The organism is Marinobacter sp. RI1 (assembly GCF_041155085.1).
Lineage (GTDB): Bacteria > Pseudomonadota > Gammaproteobacteria > Pseudomonadales > Oleiphilaceae > Marinobacter > Marinobacter nauticus.
The window spans coordinates 86,159-105,380 of record NZ_AP031605.1; the positions used below are offsets into that span (position 1 = coordinate 86,159).

At 58.1% G+C, this 19,222-nt stretch carries 17 protein-coding genes; 10 read left to right on the plus strand and 7 right to left on the minus strand.

Annotation, left to right across the window (positions count from 1 at the left end; all coding sequences use genetic code 11):
- Nucleotides 1-3: 3 nt before the first annotated feature.
- On the plus strand, nt 4-1,152 hold the full coding sequence (gene hemW / locus ACAM27_RS00410; RefSeq protein WP_369612397.1) for a radical SAM family heme chaperone HemW: 1,149 nt from the start codon (nt 4-6) through the stop codon (nt 1,150-1,152).
- Nucleotides 1,152-1,703, plus strand: a complete 552-nt coding sequence (locus ACAM27_RS00415) for a hypothetical protein (protein WP_011784072.1) — start codon at nt 1,152-1,154, stop codon at nt 1,701-1,703. The genes hemW and ACAM27_RS00415 overlap by 1 nt, the downstream gene beginning before the upstream one ends.
- A gap of 2 nt (nt 1,704-1,705) precedes the next feature.
- On the opposite strand, the gene trmB is transcribed toward ACAM27_RS00415, so the two are convergent.
- From trmB to ACAM27_RS00430, 3 genes are all read right to left on the minus strand, one after another.
- On the minus strand, nt 1,706-2,422 hold the full coding sequence (gene trmB, locus ACAM27_RS00420; RefSeq protein WP_011784071.1) for a tRNA (guanosine(46)-N7)-methyltransferase TrmB: 717 nt from the start codon (nt 2,420-2,422) through the stop codon (nt 1,706-1,708).
- Nucleotides 2,423-2,493: 71 nt separating this feature from the next.
- On the minus strand, nt 2,494-4,026 hold the full coding sequence (locus ACAM27_RS00425) for a YifB family Mg chelatase-like AAA ATPase (protein ID WP_022992150.1): 1,533 nt from the start codon (nt 4,024-4,026) through the stop codon (nt 2,494-2,496).
- A gap of 66 nt (nt 4,027-4,092) precedes the next feature.
- Nucleotides 4,093-4,344, minus strand: coding sequence for an accessory factor UbiK family protein (locus tag ACAM27_RS00430; RefSeq protein WP_011784069.1), 252 nt, complete (start codon nt 4,342-4,344; stop codon nt 4,093-4,095).
- A 378-nt stretch (nt 4,345-4,722) separates the two neighbouring features.
- On the opposite strand from ACAM27_RS00430, the gene glnK reads away from it, so the two are divergent.
- Both glnK and ACAM27_RS00440 read left to right on the plus strand, forming a co-directional pair.
- Nucleotides 4,723-5,061, plus strand: coding sequence for a P-II family nitrogen regulator (gene glnK / locus ACAM27_RS00435; protein WP_011784068.1), 339 nt, complete (start codon nt 4,723-4,725; stop codon nt 5,059-5,061).
- 67 nt (nt 5,062-5,128) lie between these two features.
- A complete protein-coding gene (locus tag ACAM27_RS00440) occupies nt 5,129-6,400 on the plus strand; it encodes an ammonium transporter (RefSeq protein WP_011784067.1) in 1,272 nt (423 codons plus the stop codon).
- Nucleotides 6,401-6,463: 63 nt separating this feature from the next.
- Here the strand turns inward: ACAM27_RS00440 and speE are convergent, their stop codons facing one another.
- Nucleotides 6,464-7,345, minus strand: a complete 882-nt coding sequence (gene speE, locus ACAM27_RS00445) for a polyamine aminopropyltransferase (RefSeq protein WP_369612398.1) — start codon at nt 7,343-7,345, stop codon at nt 6,464-6,466.
- Between the two features lie 138 nt (nt 7,346-7,483).
- Here speE and speA point away from each other — a divergent pair, with 138 nt between their 5' ends.
- Nucleotides 7,484-9,397, plus strand: coding sequence for a biosynthetic arginine decarboxylase (gene speA, locus ACAM27_RS00450; RefSeq protein WP_199453064.1), 1,914 nt, complete (start codon nt 7,484-7,486; stop codon nt 9,395-9,397).
- Nucleotides 9,398-9,424: 27 nt separating this feature from the next.
- Here speA and ACAM27_RS00455 read toward each other — a convergent pair whose 3' ends face one another.
- The gene (locus ACAM27_RS00455) at nt 9,425-10,462 is read right to left on the minus strand and encodes an AraC family transcriptional regulator (protein ID WP_153740803.1); all 1,038 of its coding nucleotides are present in this window, start codon (nt 10,460-10,462) and stop codon (nt 9,425-9,427) included.
- A 235-nt stretch (nt 10,463-10,697) separates the two neighbouring features.
- Between ACAM27_RS00455 and ACAM27_RS00460 the strand changes: the two genes are divergently transcribed.
- Entirely contained in the window at nt 10,698-11,297 is a 600-nt protein-coding gene (locus tag ACAM27_RS00460) for a sigma-70 family RNA polymerase sigma factor (protein ID WP_014420382.1), read from the plus strand.
- On the plus strand, nt 11,294-11,932 hold the full coding sequence (locus ACAM27_RS00465; protein WP_206855169.1) for a ChrR family anti-sigma-E factor: 639 nt from the start codon (nt 11,294-11,296) through the stop codon (nt 11,930-11,932). Before ACAM27_RS00460 ends, ACAM27_RS00465 begins: the two co-directional genes overlap by 4 nt.
- A 34-nt stretch (nt 11,933-11,966) precedes the next feature.
- Here the strand turns inward: ACAM27_RS00465 and ACAM27_RS00470 are convergent, their stop codons facing one another.
- The gene (locus ACAM27_RS00470) at nt 11,967-12,701 is read right to left on the minus strand and encodes an SDR family NAD(P)-dependent oxidoreductase (RefSeq protein ID WP_369612399.1); all 735 of its coding nucleotides are present in this window, start codon (nt 12,699-12,701) and stop codon (nt 11,967-11,969) included.
- A 176-nt stretch (nt 12,702-12,877) separates the two neighbouring features.
- On the opposite strand from ACAM27_RS00470, the gene ACAM27_RS00475 reads away from it, so the two are divergent.
- Nucleotides 12,878-14,653: an acyl-CoA dehydrogenase C-terminal domain-containing protein gene (locus tag ACAM27_RS00475; RefSeq protein ID WP_206855175.1), complete on the plus strand. Its 1,776-nt coding sequence runs from the start codon at nt 12,878-12,880 to the stop codon at nt 14,651-14,653.
- 185 nt (nt 14,654-14,838) lie between these two features.
- Here the strand turns inward: ACAM27_RS00475 and ACAM27_RS00480 are convergent, their stop codons facing one another.
- The gene (locus ACAM27_RS00480; protein WP_141066847.1) at nt 14,839-15,996 is read right to left on the minus strand and encodes a helix-turn-helix transcriptional regulator; all 1,158 of its coding nucleotides are present in this window, start codon (nt 15,994-15,996) and stop codon (nt 14,839-14,841) included.
- Nucleotides 15,997-16,229: 233 nt separating this feature from the next.
- Between ACAM27_RS00480 and ACAM27_RS00485 the strand changes: the two genes are divergently transcribed.
- Both ACAM27_RS00485 and tcdA read left to right on the plus strand, forming a co-directional pair.
- The gene (locus ACAM27_RS00485; protein WP_369612400.1) at nt 16,230-18,251 is read left to right on the plus strand and encodes a hypothetical protein; all 2,022 of its coding nucleotides are present in this window, start codon (nt 16,230-16,232) and stop codon (nt 18,249-18,251) included.
- Nucleotides 18,252-18,399: 148 nt separating this feature from the next.
- A complete protein-coding gene (tcdA, locus tag ACAM27_RS00490; protein WP_141066845.1) occupies nt 18,400-19,206 on the plus strand; it encodes a tRNA cyclic N6-threonylcarbamoyladenosine(37) synthase TcdA in 807 nt (268 codons plus the stop codon).
- The last annotated feature ends 16 nt before the right edge of the window (nt 19,207-19,222 follow it).

Here is a 19,222-nt window from a genome sequence, read left to right on the forward strand (position 1 = left end):
ACTGTGACCGCCACCCTGCCCGTGGCGGTCTGCCCGCCCTTGAGTCTGTACATTCACGTGCCCTGGTGCGTGCGCAAATGCCCGTACTGCGACTTCAACTCCCACGCTGTCAAGGGAGAGATTCCCGAACACGCCTACCTGAACGCCCTTCTGGAAGACCTGGATCAGGATCTGAGCCTGGTACGGGAACGCCCCATTGAAACCGTGTTCATCGGTGGCGGAACCCCGTCCCTGATGAGCGGCGCGTTCTACCACCGCCTGTTCGAGCGGCTCCGGGAACGGCTAACATTCAGCCCCGAGGCCGAAATCACCCTGGAGGCCAATCCCGGCACGCTGGAGACTGGTCGATTCGAGAGCTTCCGGGAGGCTGGCATCAATCGGCTGTCCATCGGTGTTCAAAGCTTTGATCCGGCGCAACTGAAAACCCTGGGCCGGATTCACGACAGAGCTTCGGCCCACAGCGCCATTGAAGCCGCCCGCAAGGCCGGTTTTGATAACTTCAATGTCGACTTGATGCATGGCCTGCCCGACCAGACACCGAGTCAGGCTCTGGATGATTTACAGGCAGCGTTGAGCTACCAGCCCCGGCACCTGTCCTGGTATCAGCTCACCATCGAGCCCAACACCGAGTTTTTCTCCCGACCACCCGCCCTGCCGGACGATGACCGGCTCTGGGAGATTTGCCAGCTCGGGGGAGATCTGCTGCGCCAGGCGGGGATGGACGATTATGAAGTCTCCGCCTGGAGCCTGCCGGGCGCTCAGAGCCGGCATAACCTGAATTACTGGACCTTCGGGGATTATCTGGCCCTTGGGGCAGGCGGCCATGGCAAGGTGAGCCTTGCCGACGGACGCATCCTGCGATACTGGAAGACCAGGCAGCCCGACGCATATCTCAACCGGATCGGCTCCCGCACCGCTGGCAGTGAAGCCATAGAGCCGGAAGACCGGCCCCTGGAATTCATGATGAATGCGTTGAGACTAAAAAGCGGCACCGACGAAAGACTGTACGGTGAGCATACAGGTTTACCACTGTCGTCCATTGCGGTAAAACTTGAGCAGTTACGAAATGAAAACCTGATCGTCCCCGACCGTCTGCAGGCGACGGCAAAGGGGCAAAGATACCTGAACAGCCTGCTGGAGCACTTTCTCTGATGGACTCAGCCCAGCGCCCACCGCTTATTCCCATGCGCCCGATGAAGCTGCCCATGAAGGTTTCCCTGGTGGCTGCACTGGCACTGTGGCTGGTTCTGGTGGCGTTGAACCAGCCACTGCATACGTCCGCCGCGCCTCAGGGGATTGTCAGTTTACAGCTGGCCGGTACCGCCGAGCAGACTCACGCCATTCTGCGCAGCTGGCGTGACGGCAATCTCGCCATGGCACGGCTATCACTGTGGCTCGACTTTGTGTTCATCGTGGTCTATCTGGCCGCGCTGCTTCAATTAACCCGCCACTTCACCCGGGACAGACCGGGTATCCGGGAACGGATGGTCGCCCGCTGGGTGCGCGCCCTTTTTGTCATCGCAGGCATCAGCGATGTAGCGGAAAACATTGTTCTGCTTAATAACTTCAATCCGCCTTCAGACTCCCTGAGCCTGACCGCCACCATTCTGGCGCTGGTGAAATTCACCGGCCTGATACTTGGCATGGCGGGCCTCGTGGTCATCCGTGCTTCCCGCCGCAGGCCCCTGACTCACTCCCACTGAACTCAGTTGGTGCGATAAAACAACAAATCCCATACTCCGTGGCCAAGACTTTCGCCACGCTTCTCGAACTTGGTGATCGGGCGGTCATCAGGCTTGGGCGAATAACCACCTTGCTCCTGGGTATTGGCAAAGCCTTCTGACGCACTCATCACTTCCAGCATATGCTCAGCGTAGTTCTCCCAGTCAGTGGCCAGGTGCAGAATACCGCCCACCCGGAGTTTATGGCGGATGCGCTGTACAAATTCCGGCTGGATCAAGCGGCGCTTGTGATGCTTTTTCTTGTGCCACGGGTCCGGAAAGAACACCATCACCCGATCCAGACAGGCATCCGGCAGACACAGGTCAATCACATCATTGGCATCAATGCTGTATACCCGCACATTCTCAAGACCACGCGATTCCACTTCTTTCAACAAGGCGCCGACGCCAGGCAGGTGCACTTCCACGCCGATAAAATCCTGCTCGGGTGCAGCTTCGGCCATATCGGCAAGGGATTTGCCCATCCCGAAACCGATCTCCAGGTTGAGCATGTTATCGCGGCCAAACACCTCACGGGGGTCGATCATGCCATTGTCACGGCTCAGTCCGTACTTGGCCCAGTTGCGATCGAAGGCCTTCTTCTGACCTTCGGTCATCCGCCCCTGGCGCAGTACAAAGCTGCGAACACCGCGGCGTGTGGTGACCGGATTCGTATCCTGAGTCTCGTTCTGGTCAGTCATTCTGTGTCCTCAAGCTTCAAAGCGGATCTCATGGAATAAACCTGGCACACAGTTTACCAGAGTCAGCAGCTTCAGGCGGAGACAACCGACCCCTGGCCAGCCTGACGGTCGAGTTGACGGTAACCCAGCGCCTCCATCAGGTGTGACTGGCTCAGGTGTTCAGCACCCTCCAGATCCGCCAGGGTGCGGGCCAGTCGTAATATTCGATGGAGCGCCCGGGCCGACAACCCCAGTCGCTCCATGGCCCGGGTCAACAACCGCTCACTGGCGGCATCCAGCCGGCAAGCCTGATCCAGCAACGCTCCCGAGAGGGCCGAGTTGAGCATCCCACGAGCCTCCTGCCGGGCCCTGGCAGCCAGAACCCTGGCCCTGACACTGGCGCTACTCTCACCGGACACCCCGGAACCGAGCAAGACCTCTCCGGACTGCACCGGAACTTCCACATGCAGATCGAACCGATCCAGCAACGGCCCCGAGATCTTTGCCCGATAACGCATCACCTGTGCCGGCGTGCACTGGCACTCGATATTGGGGTGACCACTGTAACCACATGGGCATGGGTTCATGGCGGCCACGACCTGAAATCGCGCTGGGAAGGTGACCTGCCGCGCCGCCCGGCTGATGGAGATTTCGCCTGTTTCCATAGGTTCCCGCAGCACTTCCAGGACCCGCCGTTCAAACTCCGGCAGTTCATCCAGAAACAACACCCCCCGGTGCGCCAGAGAGATCTCGCCCGGGCGAGGACTGCTGCCACCGCCCACCAGCGCCACTGCAGACGCCGTGTGATGAGGCGCCCTGAATGGTGGCTGACGCCAGCCACCTGGCTTTAGCGGCTGGCCCGCAACGGAATGCACGCTGGCCACCTCCATGGCTGCCTCATCTGGCAAACCTGGCAGAATGCCCGGTAACCGGCTCGCCAGCATACTTTTACCGGTTCCGGGAGGGCCGAAAAACAGCAGATTGTGACCGCCAGCTGCGGCCACCTCCAGCGCCCGACGGGGCACTTGCTGGCCTCGCACCTCTGAGAGATCGGCCACAGACACCGCTGCGGCACCGTCTCCCGGCGTTTCAGATCGAGGAACAGGAACCAGTCTGGCACGGCCCGCCAGATGCTCACATACTGTCAGCAGATGGCTGGCGGCAAGCACATCATCACGGCTGGCAAGGGCAGCTTCCTCGGCGTTGTCCTGAGGTAGCAACAGCGAACGGCCTGCTTCGCGAGCCGCCAGTACCGCGGGCAATATCCCCTTGAGGGGCCGAAGCGCACCATCCAGGGACAGCTCTCCGAGAAACTCGTGGCTTTCGAGGCTTTCGGGGGGAATCTGGCCGGAGGCTGCCAGGATGCCCAGGGCAATGGGCAAATCAAAACGGCCACCTTCTTTGGGCAGGTCAGCAGGCGCGAGATTGATGGTGATTCTACGGGCGGGGAATTCGAAACCGGCATTCAGCAGTGCACTGCGAACCCGATCCTTGCTTTCCCTCACTCCGGTTTCCGGCAGCCCGACGATGGATAATGCCGGCAGGCCACCAGACAGGTGCACCTCAACGGTAACCGGGGGAGCAGACACGCCAATGCTGGCGCGCGAATGGACAATAGCGAGCATGACAACCTTCCATGGCACAGAACAATCAGTCGTTGCGGGCAGCGACCCTGCCGCCCGGGCAAACCATCAGGAACTCTGGCGTTGCTCCAGTTCGGCAACACGTTTTTCCAGGGCCTCAACCTTTTCACGGGTTTTCATCAGGACCGCCTGCTGGGCATCAAATTCTTCCCGGGTCACCAGCTCCAGCCGGGACAGAACCGACATCACCGTGGCCCGGGCCTGGGTTTCAAAATCTTCCCGTGCTGCCCGAGCCATATCGGGAACAAACTGGCCAAACTGACCCTGCAACTGAGAAAAAATTTCCTGGGGCCCTTTCATCAATCACCTCTCGTATCGGTTTTTCGGCGATATCAGACTATTTTCCGTGTCGCCGGGGTGTTTGCGGGAGTGTATCACACCCTACCCCCTGCCATACTGTACCCGGTCGGCATTATAATGGCCGCGGCCGATGGCTCGACTGCGCTGTTTTGAGACAATCGCAGGCGCAATGCACCAAAACAGTGCATCAAGCTGCGCCATTTCGGCACAGACAATAATTAAGAGTTTGTTTTAAAAGCTATTTTTTGCGTTGGCATACCCGATGCTAAAGCCCTCGTACGCAATCCGCACAATTGATGTGCGAGGTGGCAGCATCCCGAACTCAACAACCGGCCGACGGGCCCTCACTGTTGGGACGGCTTTACCAAGGAGAAAGCAATGAAACTTGTGACAGCGATCATCAAGCCTTTCAAATTGGATGATGTCCGTGAGGCACTATCCGAGATTGGCGTACAAGGCGTAACCGTCACTGAAGTCAAAGGCTTCGGTCGGCAGAAAGGCCACACAGAGCTCTATCGTGGCGCGGAATACGTGGTGGATTTCCTGCCCAAGGTCAAAGTGGAGATCGCCATTGGCGACAACCTGCTGGACCAGGTCATCGAAGCCATCACCAAGGCAGCCAATACCGGCAAGATCGGCGACGGCAAAATATTCGTGACTGAACTGGAACAGGCTATCCGGATCCGGACAGGCGAAACCGGCGAAGAAGCGGTCTGATCCAGAACTGACACCTAGCCAACGCAAAAAACTTATAACCTGAAGAGCCTTGTGCGGAGGGCTTCCTATGGAAAGCAATCTCTTTCACCTGCAGTATGCAATAGATACCTTTTATTTTCTCGTGTGTGGCGCATTAGTCATGTGGATGGCCGCAGGCTTTGCCATGCTCGAGTCCGGCCTGGTGCGTGCTAAAAACACCACCGAAATCCTGACCAAGAACGTCGCGCTCTTTGCCGTGGCCTGCACCATGTACCTGGTGTGCGGTTACGCCATCATGTACGGCGGTAACGTCTTCCTCTCCGGCATCGCCGATGTGGACGTGGACGGCGTACTGGGTGACTTCGCCACCCGTGAAGACGGCTTCACCGGCGGCTCCATCTACTCAGCGGCCTCTGACTTCTTCTTCCAGGTCGTGTTCGTGGCCACCGCCATGTCCATCGTGTCCGGCGCGGTTGCCGAGCGCATGAAGCTGTGGGCGTTCCTGGTATTCGCGGTCTTCATGACTGGCTTTATCTACCCGCTGGAAGGCGCGTGGACCTGGGGTGGCGCCGATGTGTTCGGTATGTACAACCTCGGTGATCTTGGCTTCAGTGACTTCGCCGGCTCCGGCATCGTACACATGGCAGGTGCCGCTGCGGCCCTGGCTGGTGTATTGCTGCTTGGCCCGCGTAAAGGCAAATACGGCCCCAACGGTGAAATCCGTGCCTTCCCGGGCGCCAACATGCCGCTGGCCGCTCTGGGTACCTTCATCCTGTGGATGGGCTGGTTCGGTTTCAACGGTGGTTCTGTACTGAAACTCGGCGACGTCGCCAGTGCCAACTCCGTGGCCATGGTGTTCCTGAACACCAACGCAGCCGCTGCCGGTGGCGCTATTGCCGCCCTGATCACCGCTCGCCTGATGTTTGGCAAGGCTGACCTGACCATGCTGCTGAACGGTGCGATCGCCGGTCTGGTGGTAATCACCGCCGAGCCATCCACCCCGAGCGCGCTGACAGCCACTATCTGGGGCGCCCTGGGCGGCATCCTGGTGGTACTGAGCATCGTCACTCTGGACAAGCTGCGCATCGACGACCCGGTCGGCGCCATCTCTGCCCACGGTGTCTGTGGTCTGCTGGGCCTGCTGCTGGTACCGGTTACCAACGGCGATGTCAGCTTCAGCGGCCAGATCATCGGCGCCCTGACCATCTTCATCTGGGTATTCGTAGCCAGCCTGGTCGTCTGGGGTATCCTGAAGGCTGTCATGGGCATCCGTGTGACCGAAGAGGAAGAGTACGAAGGTGTCGACCTCTCCGAATGCGGTATGGAAGCCTATCCGGAGTTTGTCAGCGGCAAGCAGTAACACCGCTACCTACCGGAATAAAAAAGGGCGCCCTTGTGGCGCCCTTTTTCTTTAAGCTCTGATTCAACCCTCTTCCGGGCGAACCTCATCTTCCAGCGCATCCACCATAAACTGCGGCATGGCCAAGGCACCGTGGTGCACCCCGGCATTGTAGTAACGGGTGACAAAGGGGCGGTTGCTGGCATCTTCCTCGCGGAAATACTTCAGCGGGTTTTCCTTACTGCCCATGGTGCAGCTCCACCAGCCCGTGGGATATACCGGCTGGGGGAATGGCAATGTCTGCACATGGCCAAAACCGGCTTTATGCATATCATCGTGAATGTCCTTGATGATGGTATTGGTGTGCAGCAGGGGGGATTCGCTCTGCTGAACGATGATACCGCCCTCCCTCAGGGCCAACATGGCATCGCGATAGAAATCCAGCGCGAACAGGCCTTCCGCAGGACCCACCGGGTCGGTACTGTCGATAATCAGCACATCAATGCTGTTCGGCTCGATATCACGCATCCACTGGATGCCATCACCGAAAAAGAAGTTGGCGCGGGGGTCACCATTAGCTTCGCACAGCTCTGGAAAGTACTTCTCAGACATGCGGGTTACCCGCTCATCGATCTCCACCTGCCAGGCTTCCTGCACTCCTGGGTGTTTCAGAACTTCTTTCAGGGTGCCGCAGTCGCCACCACCGACGATGACCACTTTTTTCGGGTCCTTGTGGGTGAACAGCGCAGGATGGGTCATCATTTCGTGGTACAGGAAATTGTCCCTGGTGGTCAGCATCACACAGCCGTCCAGAACCATCAGGTTGCCGAAGGTTTCGGTTTCATAGATTTCGAGTTTCTGAAATGGCGTCTGCTCTTCATGGAGCTTGCGCTTTACCTGAAGGGAAAAAGCGGTGCCCTGGTCCTGAAATACCTCGGTGAACCAGCCTTCGTTCAATGCGGTCATGTCTGTCTCCCACTGTGTGCCGCTGCAATGTGCCGGGGCATCTGAAAGGGGCGTATTGTAGGTGCAGTGGTCAGCTCCTACAATGCAGCCTGTTACCGGCCCGCCGGCCGCCCCGGGTTCCCTGACAGGATAGCAACAATGGCTGAAACCGCTGCATCACCAGCCCACAAGGTCTACAACATCGCTCACTGGAGTGACGGATACATTTCAGTCAACGGTCAGGGCGAGGTTGAAATCTGCCCGGACCGGGGCAGAAGCGACGCCCGCATCAACCTGCCGGCGCTGACTCGCTCGCTGGCCGAAGCCGGTGTGCCCCTGCCGGTTCTGATTCGCTTTACCGATATCCTGCACGATCGGGTCAACAAGCTCTGCAATGCCTTCAACAAAGTCACTCAGGAGCAGGGCTACCGGGGCCGCTATACCGCGGTTTACCCCATCAAGGTAAACCAGCAGCGCCGGGTGGTGGAAGAACTGCTGTCAGCCGAACCGGCCGCCTCAGCCAACCAGGTGGGCCTTGAAGCCGGCAGCAAACCGGAGTTGATGGCCGTACTGGCGCTGGCAAAGCAGGCCGGTTCGGTGATTGTCTGCAACGGCTACAAGGACCGGGAGTACATCCGCCTGGCACTGATCGGCCAGAAACTGGGTCACCGGGTGTTTATCGTGGTGGAAAAGCAGTCGGAACTGCCACTGATTCTGGAAGAAGCAAAGAAGCTGGGCATTTCCCCGCTGATTGGCGTGCGAGCCCGTCTGGCGACTATTGGCAAGGGCAACTGGCAGAATACCGGGGGCGAGAAATCCAAGTTCGGTCTGTCTGCCAGCCAGGTGCTGGATGTGGTGGATACCCTGAAACAGGCCGGAGCCCTGGGCACCCTGCAACTGCTGCATTTCCATCTGGGCTCACAGATTGCCAATATCCGGGACATCCAGACCGGCTTGCGTGAATGCGCTCGCTTCTACACGGAACTGCACGCTATGGGCGCCCCCATCGGTACCGTCGATATCGGCGGCGGCCTGGGTGTCGACTACGAAGGAACCCGTTCCCGCAGTAGCTGCTCCATGAACTACAGCGTATTCGAATACGCCTACAACGTGGTGCACGTGCTGCAGTCCGAGTGTGACCGCCAGGGTATCCCGCACCCGGACCTGATCAGTGAATCCGGCCGGGCGCTCACCGCCCATCATTCGGTACTGGTCACCAATGTGATTGACCGCGAATACCCGGACAACCGCGAGCCTACGGAACCCGCTGCTGAGGCCCCCGCGCCGCTGCAGGATCTCTGGCGAGACCTGGAAAGTCTTCAGGATGAGGACTCGCCCCGCTCACTGGCGGAAATCTATCACGACATCCTGCACGCCATGGCCGATGTCCACGCCCAGTTTGCCCACGGTTTGCTGTCCCTGCAGGAGCGGGCCCAGGCCGAAACCCTGTACGTGCGCTGCTGCCGGATGCTCCGGGCCGAGCTGGACAGCGCCAACCGGGCGCACCGGGAAATCATCGACGAGCTGAACGAGAAGCTTGCTGAGAAACTGTTCGTGAACTTTTCCCTGTTCCAGTCCCTGCCCGATGTCTGGGGCATCGATCAGATCTTTCCGGTGATGCCGATCAACGGGCTTAACCGGTCACTGAACCGGCGGGCCGTGATTCAGGATATCACCTGCGATTCGGACGGCCGGATTGATCAGTACGTGGACGGCCAGGGCATCGAAACCACCTTGCCACTGCCCGAACACGACCCGGAGTCCCCTTTGCTGATGGGCTTCTTCATGACCGGCGCCTATCAGGAAATCCTTGGCGATATGCACAACCTGTTTGGCGATACCCACTCGGTGGACGTGAAACTGGACCAACAGGGGCAATATCAGGTGGGGAAAGCCATTACCGGGGACACCGTGGCGAAAGTACTGCGTTATGTGAATTTCGAACCCGCCAACCTGCTTGAGGCCTACCGGCAGAAGTTCCGGCACAGCGGCCTGGCTGCAGAGCTGCAGCAAACGCTGCTGGCCGAGCTGTCCTCCGGGCTTGAGGGCTATACCTACCTGGAAGAAGGATAAGACGTCAGGACGGACGAAAAGGCGTGATCAGGTCTGATTGTCCCGGCGCCAGGCCGAGGGCGACACTCCTTCCCACTTGCGAAAGGCCCGGCCGAAATTGGACGGGTCGCTGTAACCCAGATGCTCGGCAATCTCGTCAATGCTCATCGCCGAATGGCGCAACAGCAGCTCCCGGGCCCGCTGATGTCGCACACTCTCCTGAAGACCATGAAACCCGCCACCCTCGGCGGAGAGCTGCCGCCGAAGCGTTCGTGGCGACACCCCCATTTGCTGCGCCACATCCTCGAGGCCGGGCAAACGACCATCCCGGGCAGACTCCAGCAAACGCAAGACCCGATCGCTCACCGAGGCAGATGCTTCCATCTGGCGCATTTCTTCCTCGCACTGGGCTTCTGCCACCCGGCGGGCAACCGGATTGGACAGTGACATCGGTAACCCCAGAAACGACTTGCGAAAACGCAACTGGTTTACTCCCGCCGAGAACGTGACCTTGCCGCCGAACAGATACTGGTAGCGCTCAACATCCTCGGGGCGAGGGTAATCCACCAGGCACCGCCCGCCATCCAGTAACTGAGTGCCGAATAACAGGTAATTCACGTCCATCAGGGTGGCCATCACCACTTCGATATTAAACCGATGAAGCTTCTCGGTGTCGTGGTGAATCTCCAGCTGAATCACTGCATCCTCATCCTCGACGAAGAACGCCAGCGACATGTAGGCAAACCGGATCCGGAAATATTTGATCAACACCGCCAGCGCCTGCTCCAGGGTGTCGCAACTGATGGCAGCCTGGGACAGGGCTCCGTGCGCGGTGAACTTCAGACGTTTGCCGTATTCCAGCCCCAGGCATTCATCGCCACAGCGGGTCAGTGCCTGCTGGCATAACGCCGTGAACTGATCAAGTGTAATGAAATTGTCGGGATGACTGAGCTGGCTGTTTCGAATACCGGCCACTGACACCAGATCGGAACGACGCACCCCACGCTCCTCTGCCAACTGGCAGAGAATTTCAGCGTAATGCACCCGCATAACGGGCAAAGAGCCACTGGAGAGCGTTGCGTTCATGGTCTGGAATTTTTGATCGTTGTTTTACCGATCAGACTAGCCCCTGCCGGGGCAACCGGCAATAACCCCGGTGACGCAGTTCTTCCGGCCTTCAGGCCATCCCGACAATTTTTTCGGAATCCATGAATCCGCCCGGTAATCCATTGCGTAAACACTCTCACTGACAAATCTGTGACGAGTGCATAGAATGATGACCATAGCCAGCTCAAATACGATAACTGTCAAGGAGCGCCCGGTGACAACACTGGAGCAGCAACCAACGAAAACCGAAGGGCGCAAAGACCCCTGGGGTGTTTTGTTGGAAAAAGTCGGCAAGCATCAGGATCGGGCGGCTTATCACGCTTTGTTCGAGCACTTTGCCCCGCAGATCAAGTACTACGCAATCTCGAACGGGCTGGCCAGCCACGCGGAAGAGCTGGTGCAGGAAGTCTTCGTCTCTATCTGGCGTCGCTCTTGTCTGTACGACTGGCGCAAAGCGGCCGCTTCCACCTGGATTTTCACCATTGCCCGGAACCAGCGCATTGATATGCTGCGCAAAATGCAGCGCACCAGTGCTGAGATGGCGGTGGAAACCGAGGATCTCTGGCAGATCCCGGGTGATAACGAAGACGAACCAGTCACCTCCCTGCATCGCCTGATGTCCGAGCGGCGCATCCGGGAGTCGCTGAGCCAGCTCCCGGAAGAGCAGATTACCGTAATTGCCAAGGTATATATGGAGCACAAATCCCATCAGATGGTGGCAGATGAGCTCAACATTCCTCTCGGCACCGTGAAAAGCCGGGTTCGCCTGGCACTGAACAAACTGAAAGTGATTTTGCAGGATCAAAACGTATGACACGGCACCATCCCGACAGCCTGAGTCTGATGGAGTACAGTGCGGGCAACCTGAGCGAGCCCCATGCACTGTGCATCCGCCTGCATCTGGAGCAGTGCCCCCACTGCCGTAGCCGGGTCGATACTCTGAACAGCCTGGGCGCTGTCATGATGGATCACCAGCCAAAGGTGACGGTGGCTGATTCGAGCTTTGACCAACTGATGGCGCGCATCGATAGTTCCCCGCAAGCATCATCTCCGGTGGTTCCTCAACCGAAGGTGAGCCCTCTGCAGAAACTGCTCGGGGATGACATCAATGCGCTGCCCTGGAAACGTCAGCTTGCGGACGTGAGTGTGCTCGACATTACCGACAAGTTTCCCGGCCAGAACGAGAGGGTCGTTCTGCAAAAACTGGTAGCGGGCGGCAAGGCGCCGGCCCATACCCACCGTGGCGATGAAACCACGATTGTGCTTCAAGGGGCATTTGCAGACCAGAAGGGCGTATTCAATCAGTGGGACTTTGTGGTTCTGAACGAACAGGACGAACATCGTCCGGTGGCCGTCGGTTGCGAAGACTGCATTACGCTGTCCGTGCTGAGCGCCCCCCTGAAGCTGACCGGGACCTTCACCCGCCTGCTCAATCCGTTCCTGCGTTAACAGTATGCTGCGGCGCCGCCGCAGCATGACTGCGCTACCACGGCAGATCACTGCCATCCCAACTGATAAAACGTCCATTATCCCTGGCATCAAGGCTTTCCAGAACCGAAAACAGATTGCTTGCCGTCTGCTCTGGCTCGTGTACCGTTAACCGCTCCAGCGACTGCTGAAACGGTTGGCTCAGCGGCGACAAGGTGGTGCCCGGGTGCAGGGAAACGCAGGCCAGTGGCGCGTAACGCCTCGACAATTCAATAGAAAGGTTCTTTACCACCATATTCATGGCCGCCTTGGAGGCGCGATAGGCATACCAGCCCCCTAACTGGTTGTCCGAAATAGACCCCACCTTCGCAGACACCGCGGCAATACGCTTGAAGTGCTTTCCCCTCAGCGCCGGAGCGAGCCTCTGAATCAGCAGGGCAAACCCGACGCAGTTCACCTGGTAGCTTCGCATCATGCTTCGGCCATCAATATCCTCCAACCGTTTCTCCGGAAACAACTGGTCATCGTGCAGCAGGCCTGCGGCATAAATAACGGTGTGAACCGGACCAGAAGCTTCCAGCGCAGCCTTGAACTCGGCGACATCAAGCCGCTGCTCGTCTTCTGCATCCCAGGCCATCAATCTCACGCCAGAGTGATTTTTCAGATCATCCGGCGCCGTCTCCGGCCTCCGGCACAGCCCAACCAGGCTCCGGTCCGGATAGCTGCTCAGATAACGTCGGGCCAATGCCGCGCCGATGGCACCGGACACCCCCGCAATAACGGTCGTCATTCACCGATCTCCCGATTATCAATCAACACCATGCCGTTGATACGAAAAATCAATGCGTTCGGGCCATCCTGAAGCAAACCAAATAATTCAAACGCCCGTATGAAGTAAGGCTTCCAGATCAGAACGACGACATCCGGCGGTCGTTGAGACCGTCAAATTAAAACAGGAGAGTATCCATGCAATACCAGGCACCAGCGAACGATCTTCGCTTTCTGTTGTTTGATGTGTTGGGTGCAGACAAGCTGCACGAGCTGGAAAAGTATGCCGATGCCACACCCGACCTGATCTCCGCGGTCATTGATGAGGCCGGCAAGCTGGCGGCAGAGGTTATTCAGCCCACCAACCAGGTTGGCGACCGTCAGGGCTGCAGCTACGACCCAGAAACCAAACTGGTCAAGACTCCAGACGGCTTCAAAGAGGCCTACCAGAAGTTTGTCGAAGGTGGCTGGACCGCACTGGACGCGCCACTGGAGTTTGGCGGCCAGGGCCTGCCTCACACGCTGAAATTCGTGGTGGACGAGATGGTGTGCTCCACTAACCTGTCGCTGGGCATGTACCCCGGCCTGACGCATGGTGCCATCAGCGCCCTCTATGCCCACGGCTCGGAAGAGCTTAAGCAGACGTATCTGGAAAAACTGATTTCCGGCGAATGGACTGGCACCATGTGCCTTACCGAACCCCATTGTGGCACCGATCTGGGCCTGATTCGCACCAAAGCCACCCCGAATGATGATGGCAGCTACGCCATTGAGGGCACCAAAATCTGGATCACCGGCGGTGAGCACGATCTGGTGGACAACATTGTCCATCTGGTGCTGGCCAAGTTGCCGGGCGCGCCAGACACCACCAAAGGGATTTCCCTGTTTGTGGTACCCAAGTTCCTGCCAGACTCCGGTGAGCGCAACCCGGCCTTCTGTGGTGGCCTGGAGCACAAGATGGGCATCAAGGGTTCCGCCACCTGCGTCATGAACTTCGAAGGCGCCAAGGGCTGGCTGGTGGGCGAGCCCAACAAGGGCATGAGCGCCATGTTCACCATGATGAACGAAGCCCGTCTGATGGTGGGCATGCAGGGCCTGGGTCTGGCGGAAATGGCTTACCAGGAAAGCCTGGCATTCGCAAAAGAGCGTCTGCAAAGCCGCTCCCTGAGTGGCCCGAAGAATCCCGACGGCCCGGCCGATCCGATCATTGTGCACCCGGATGTACGCCGCATGCTGATGCGCCAGAAAGTGCTGAACGAAGGCATGCGTGCACTGGCACTGTTTACCGGCCACCAGCTGGATCTCTCCGTGGCACACCCGGACGAAAAGGTTCGTGAAAACGCCGATGATCTGGTGCAACTGCTGACGCCGGTGGTCAAAGCCTTCCTGACCGATGAGGGCTACAACAACGCCAACTGGGGCCAGCAGGTACTGGGTGGCTCCGGCTTCACCCAGGACTGGCCGCTGGAACAACTGGTACGCGACGGCCGTATCGCCCGTATCTACGAGGGCACCAACGGCATCCAGGCGATGGATCTGGTGGGCCGCAAACTGTCGCTGAAGGGCGGGCAACTGGTACGCGCCCTGTTTGCCGAGCTGACGGGTTACCTGAAAGACAATCCTGATGCGCCCTACCGGGAAGAACTGAAAGGCGCCGTCAAGGGTCTTGAGCAGGCCACTCTGTGGCTGGCCCAGAATGCCCCGAAAGATCCGGAGCAGGCTGGCGCTGCGGCAACGCCATATCTGCGCCTGACAGCCCTGACCGTCATCGGCTATCTATGGTCCCGCATGGCTGCCGTGGCTGGCCAGCAGCTCGAAGCAGGCGCCGGTAACAAGCCACTACTGGAAAGCAAGCAGGTATCCGCCCGTTTCTATTTCGAGAAACTGATGCCTGAGGCGGACTGGCTGCTACGCGATATTCAGTCCGGCAAAGACAGCCTGATGGCCCTGGAAGATGAGCAGTGGATGGCCTAAGCGGCAGAGCTTCCGGTCAGGCCAAAAATCCTGGCCGGAAATGACCGACAAATGGCAATTTGTGACCTTCATCAAGACAGATCAGAAATTGATAATAGTCACGTTGATTAGTGTCTCTGAACTAGTCCAACCCGCCTCCTTGCGAGGCTGGTACCTTCTTGAAGCCGCGCTATGCGCGGCTTTTTTTATGGCGACAGGCAGGCCCGCGACAGCAGCGACACGAGTTCACCCTGGCGACGGGTCCGGGTTTTCCGGAAGATGCTGTTGAGGTGGTATTTAACGGTCTCTCTGGATCGTCCAGACGTATGGGCAATATCTGACAGACTCTGGCCGTGAAGAAGATCACTGGCCACGGCAACCTCGGCATCGGTCAAGTCGAATAGATTCTGCAGCAGGTCCTCCTTGATTTCAGGGCTCCAGCTTAAATCATGCAAGGTGACCAGCGCCCCCTGGGCAGAGCTCCCGGAACCAGCGCCGGATAGCAAGGGAGAAACTACCAGTGTAATCCTTTGGCGGCCGTGAGCCAGGCTGAGCACCTGGTCATCCAGATCCTGGCGTGCGATAGAGGCCTCAACGGCCAATGACAGGAGAATGGCAAAACGGCGTGCACTTTCGCTACCGTTTGCTGCCAGCATACCTTCGTCATTAATCCACAAGCCGACATTCCTGCCCAGTATCTCGTCCGCCTTGGCATTCTGGAAAACGACACGAAAGGATGCGTCACAAATGATGATGCCTCGATTAACACGTTCCAGCACCAGGCGTTCAACCGCTGGCTCACAGCGCTTCTGCATCAGCCGGGTGTAGAGATCTACCGCACGATGCAGGTGAGGCAGAAAACCATCAAATACCCGAAGTTCCTCATAACTGAATGCCGGCTGATCTGCGGACCGTTGTATTCCGAAGAAGTTCAGGTAATGCCCCTCCATGTAGGCCACTGCACCAGCCGCCTCGCTGGCCCCGTAACTCTCCAGCCATTCCTCTGCCCGGGTCTCATCGCGTAACCGCTGAACATCTGGCCCGAGGTCAAGGTTGCTGGCGACAAACCGGCATTCTCCCCGTTGATAGAACGACATCGCCCGCTCGACCAGAACATCCCGGTGGGAGACGTGCTCCGAATAAAACTCCAGCGCTTGCTCAGGGATATTAACGGTCCAGGCGCCCAGCAAGGCATTTTCTGCCGTGTTGTATATGGCAAACGAAGCGCTGTGCCCATGAAAAATGTCGATGAATCGCCTTAGAAACGGAAAGAATCCCTGCTCTGCCGTCACGGCGTCGTAGATGAGTCCAATCAATTCGTGATAGTCGTGCTGAAAAAAACCTTCACGGTGCGGGGAGGTCACGGCAGAGAGCTCTTGTATCGCTGTTTACGACGTAAACTAGTGCAAACTGCTGAAATATTCCACCCGCAGACCGTTACACATTGCCTACAAAAGATTCTCGCCCACTCCCCAAATGGGTGGGGCGCTGCCAGATCCTCCTTGCTATATCTGAATAACCCTCTCACAGGGAGCCTCAGGGCCGAGCCGGATTCACCCGCCGAATCCGGTGATTTAACTGAATCAAGGAGCTTTATATGAATTGTTTCAAGAAACTCGCACTGGCGACCGCCGTTTCTTCTGTTGTGGGCATCGCAGGGTGCGGGGGAAGCAGTGGTGGCAGCAGCAGCGATAGCAACACAGCCTCCGGAGAGACCATTTCCGGCACAGCGACCGCCCCCGCCGGAACCGTGGCACATTGGCAGGAGCCCGGTCTCATGGAAGTTGCAGTGAACTTCCTGATCTCCCCGGCCGCAGCGGCCATAACGGGCCTTCAACCAGTTCAGGGAGCAAATGTCGAGCTCATTCGTGTGGACGACGACGGCAATCAGATCGGCAATGTACTTGCCACCACCAGCACCTCTATTTCCGGTGATTACACCCTTACTCTGCCCGAGGGCGTAAACCTGGCAGGCAACCTCGTCGTTCGTATCACCGGGCAGAACAACCAGCAGTTACGGGCCCAGGTTGTTGAAAAAGACGTCGACATCAGCCCGGTGTCTGAATTCGTGCTGCGAAAATTTATCGAGACCGGCGCCAATCTTGACCAGTTGGTCGTTACCGATGTGGTCAAACTCAGCGGCAAGGTCGAGGAATACGACCTGACCAAGGTAAGCGGCCAAAATCTCGATGCCATGTTTACATCGCTTGAGAACGAGGTTGGGACCTTCATTGAAAACGATGTCGTGGCGATCAGCGCACAAGGCGCAGCGACGGCTTCGATTGCCGGTAACTACATCAACACCGCCTTCGCCTTCGCCCTTCACGATACCGATGGCAATGGCTACGGCACCTATGCCCATGACACCTGGATTGACCGTTTCACCTTCACAGCCGGTGACACCGGAACGGTAAATGTAAACTTCACCGCCAGCGATTCCGCCTACGCCAACCTTCACGGTACCGCGCTGGATCAGGCCATGGTCTACTACGAAGTAGACAGCGAGCAGCTTTCAGAAAGCTTCGAAGGCAGCTACACCACCGCAGGAGTGCTCTCCGTTGAAGGAGAGTTTGAAGAGGATCTCGACACCGATTCCGGTTTTGGCTGGCGCTGGCCCGGTCAGAGCTACATTTTTCAGCAGGTCTCCGGACAAGGTATGTTTATCGGCCTGAACCACGAGGCCGGGGTTCGCTATGAACTGACCGACACCGACAACGACGGCCAGGACGATGCTCTCGACCCGAATGCCCGCTCCGGGGACGAAGTAGCGCGAACACTGGAAGTCTTCATTCGTCAACCCGACAACCTGACCAGTGCCGAGGTCCAGGGTGATTACGGACGCATCTATCTGAGCGCCTACCTTGAAAACGGCTACCTGGAACTGGTAACCGAAAACAATGTTGTTGCGTTTTCTGGTGACTTTGAGGCTACGGCCCAGGCCGGCACCTCTCACGAACTGGTGGTTAACGCCAACGGTGCAGCCATCTATGGCAGTAACAACTTTGCTGCGGAGGCAGCTGTAACCCTGCCCATTTCTGCCAATGGCAGCATCGACTTTGGAGGGGGGGCTGTTGGCCAGGTCAACGAAACCGGTGACTATATCGACTTCACCGAGACCGATGGTTGCAACAGTCAGGCCCAGCAATGCCTGCAGGGGGAGTTTGCGTCGTTTGAAAAAACAATGCTGGTCAAACTCCCCACCCAGACCCTGGATCTGTCCGGCAAAAAGTATCGCCTGATGTTCATGGCCATGCACCTGCAAGGAGGTGGTAGCAACACCATCAACCTGTCAGCGTCGCAGTTCAATACCTACCTGACTGCCAGCAGTAATACGGCAGGCACCGTTACCGGCACCTTCTCTGAGCTGGAAATGCCGGCGGGCTTAGGGTCGGACCTCACTTCAATGGCGGATGTCGTAAACGCAGAAGCTTTTACCATGTCACTGGCAGCCAATGGGGCGACAACGATCACCGTTGGTGATTCCAACTCTGACCATACCGTACTGGAGGGTTTCTTCAATTCAGACGGCTCGTTGGGGGTCTTCACCACAGGCTATGTCGAGGCTGGAGGTGATCGCGACGAACTGGGACTGGCCGTACTGATTGATGTAAGCCAATAAAGGCTCAGCGTCCTACCCAACACTCCTTGTGCAATCAATCCGTGGGCCCTCCGGGCCCACTTTTTTTGTCTCACTCCTTCGCGCCTCTACGGTCTGTCAGTTACTATCTGCCCTGGATTTCCAGTCGACACCGATCGCACGGGCAACTATGAGTAGCGAACACCTCAGGAACACCGATTACTCGCTCCGCTTCGGAGGCATAGAGCGTCTGTACGGCCGCAAGGCCCTGCATGCTTTCCGCCATGCTCACATCGCCATTGTTGGTCTCGGTGGCGTCGGTTCCTGGGCGGCAGAAGCTCTGGCGCGTAGTGGTATCGGCACCATCACCCTGATTGATATGGACGACATCTGTGTCTCCAACACCAACCGGCAGCTACACGCTCTGCAGGGCCAGTATGGTCGAACCAAAACCGATGCCATGGCGGAGCGGTTGCGCGCCATCAATCCCCAGGCGGATATTCGGGTGCACTTTGGCTTTCTCACGGTGAAGAATGTCGGCGAGCTGATCACCGAAGATATGACCGGCGTGGTGGATGCCATCGACAGCGTGAAGGCAAAAGCGGCGCTGATTGCCCACTGCCAGCGGCGCAAGATTCCGATCGTCTGTGCCGGTGGCGCGGGAGGCCAGATGGACCCGACCCAGATCCAGGTGGCCGACCTGGCAAAAACCACACAGGATCCATTATTGGCCAAGGTCCGTAATATGTTGCGCCGGGAATACGGTTTTTCCCGAAACCCGAAACGGCGCTTCGGCGTAGAAGCTGTATACTCTCTGGAACAACTGACCTATCCCGCCCCGGACGGCGAGGTATGTCAACAGAAACCGACAAGCGACGGCCCGGTGCGGCTCGACTGCGCCACCGGTTTTGGTGCTGCCAGCCCGGTGACAGCAAGTTTCGGCTTTTTCGCAGCGTCCCGGCTGCTGAATCGCATCGCCCGCAAGGCCAACGCCTAAATCAACCATCGGGGCC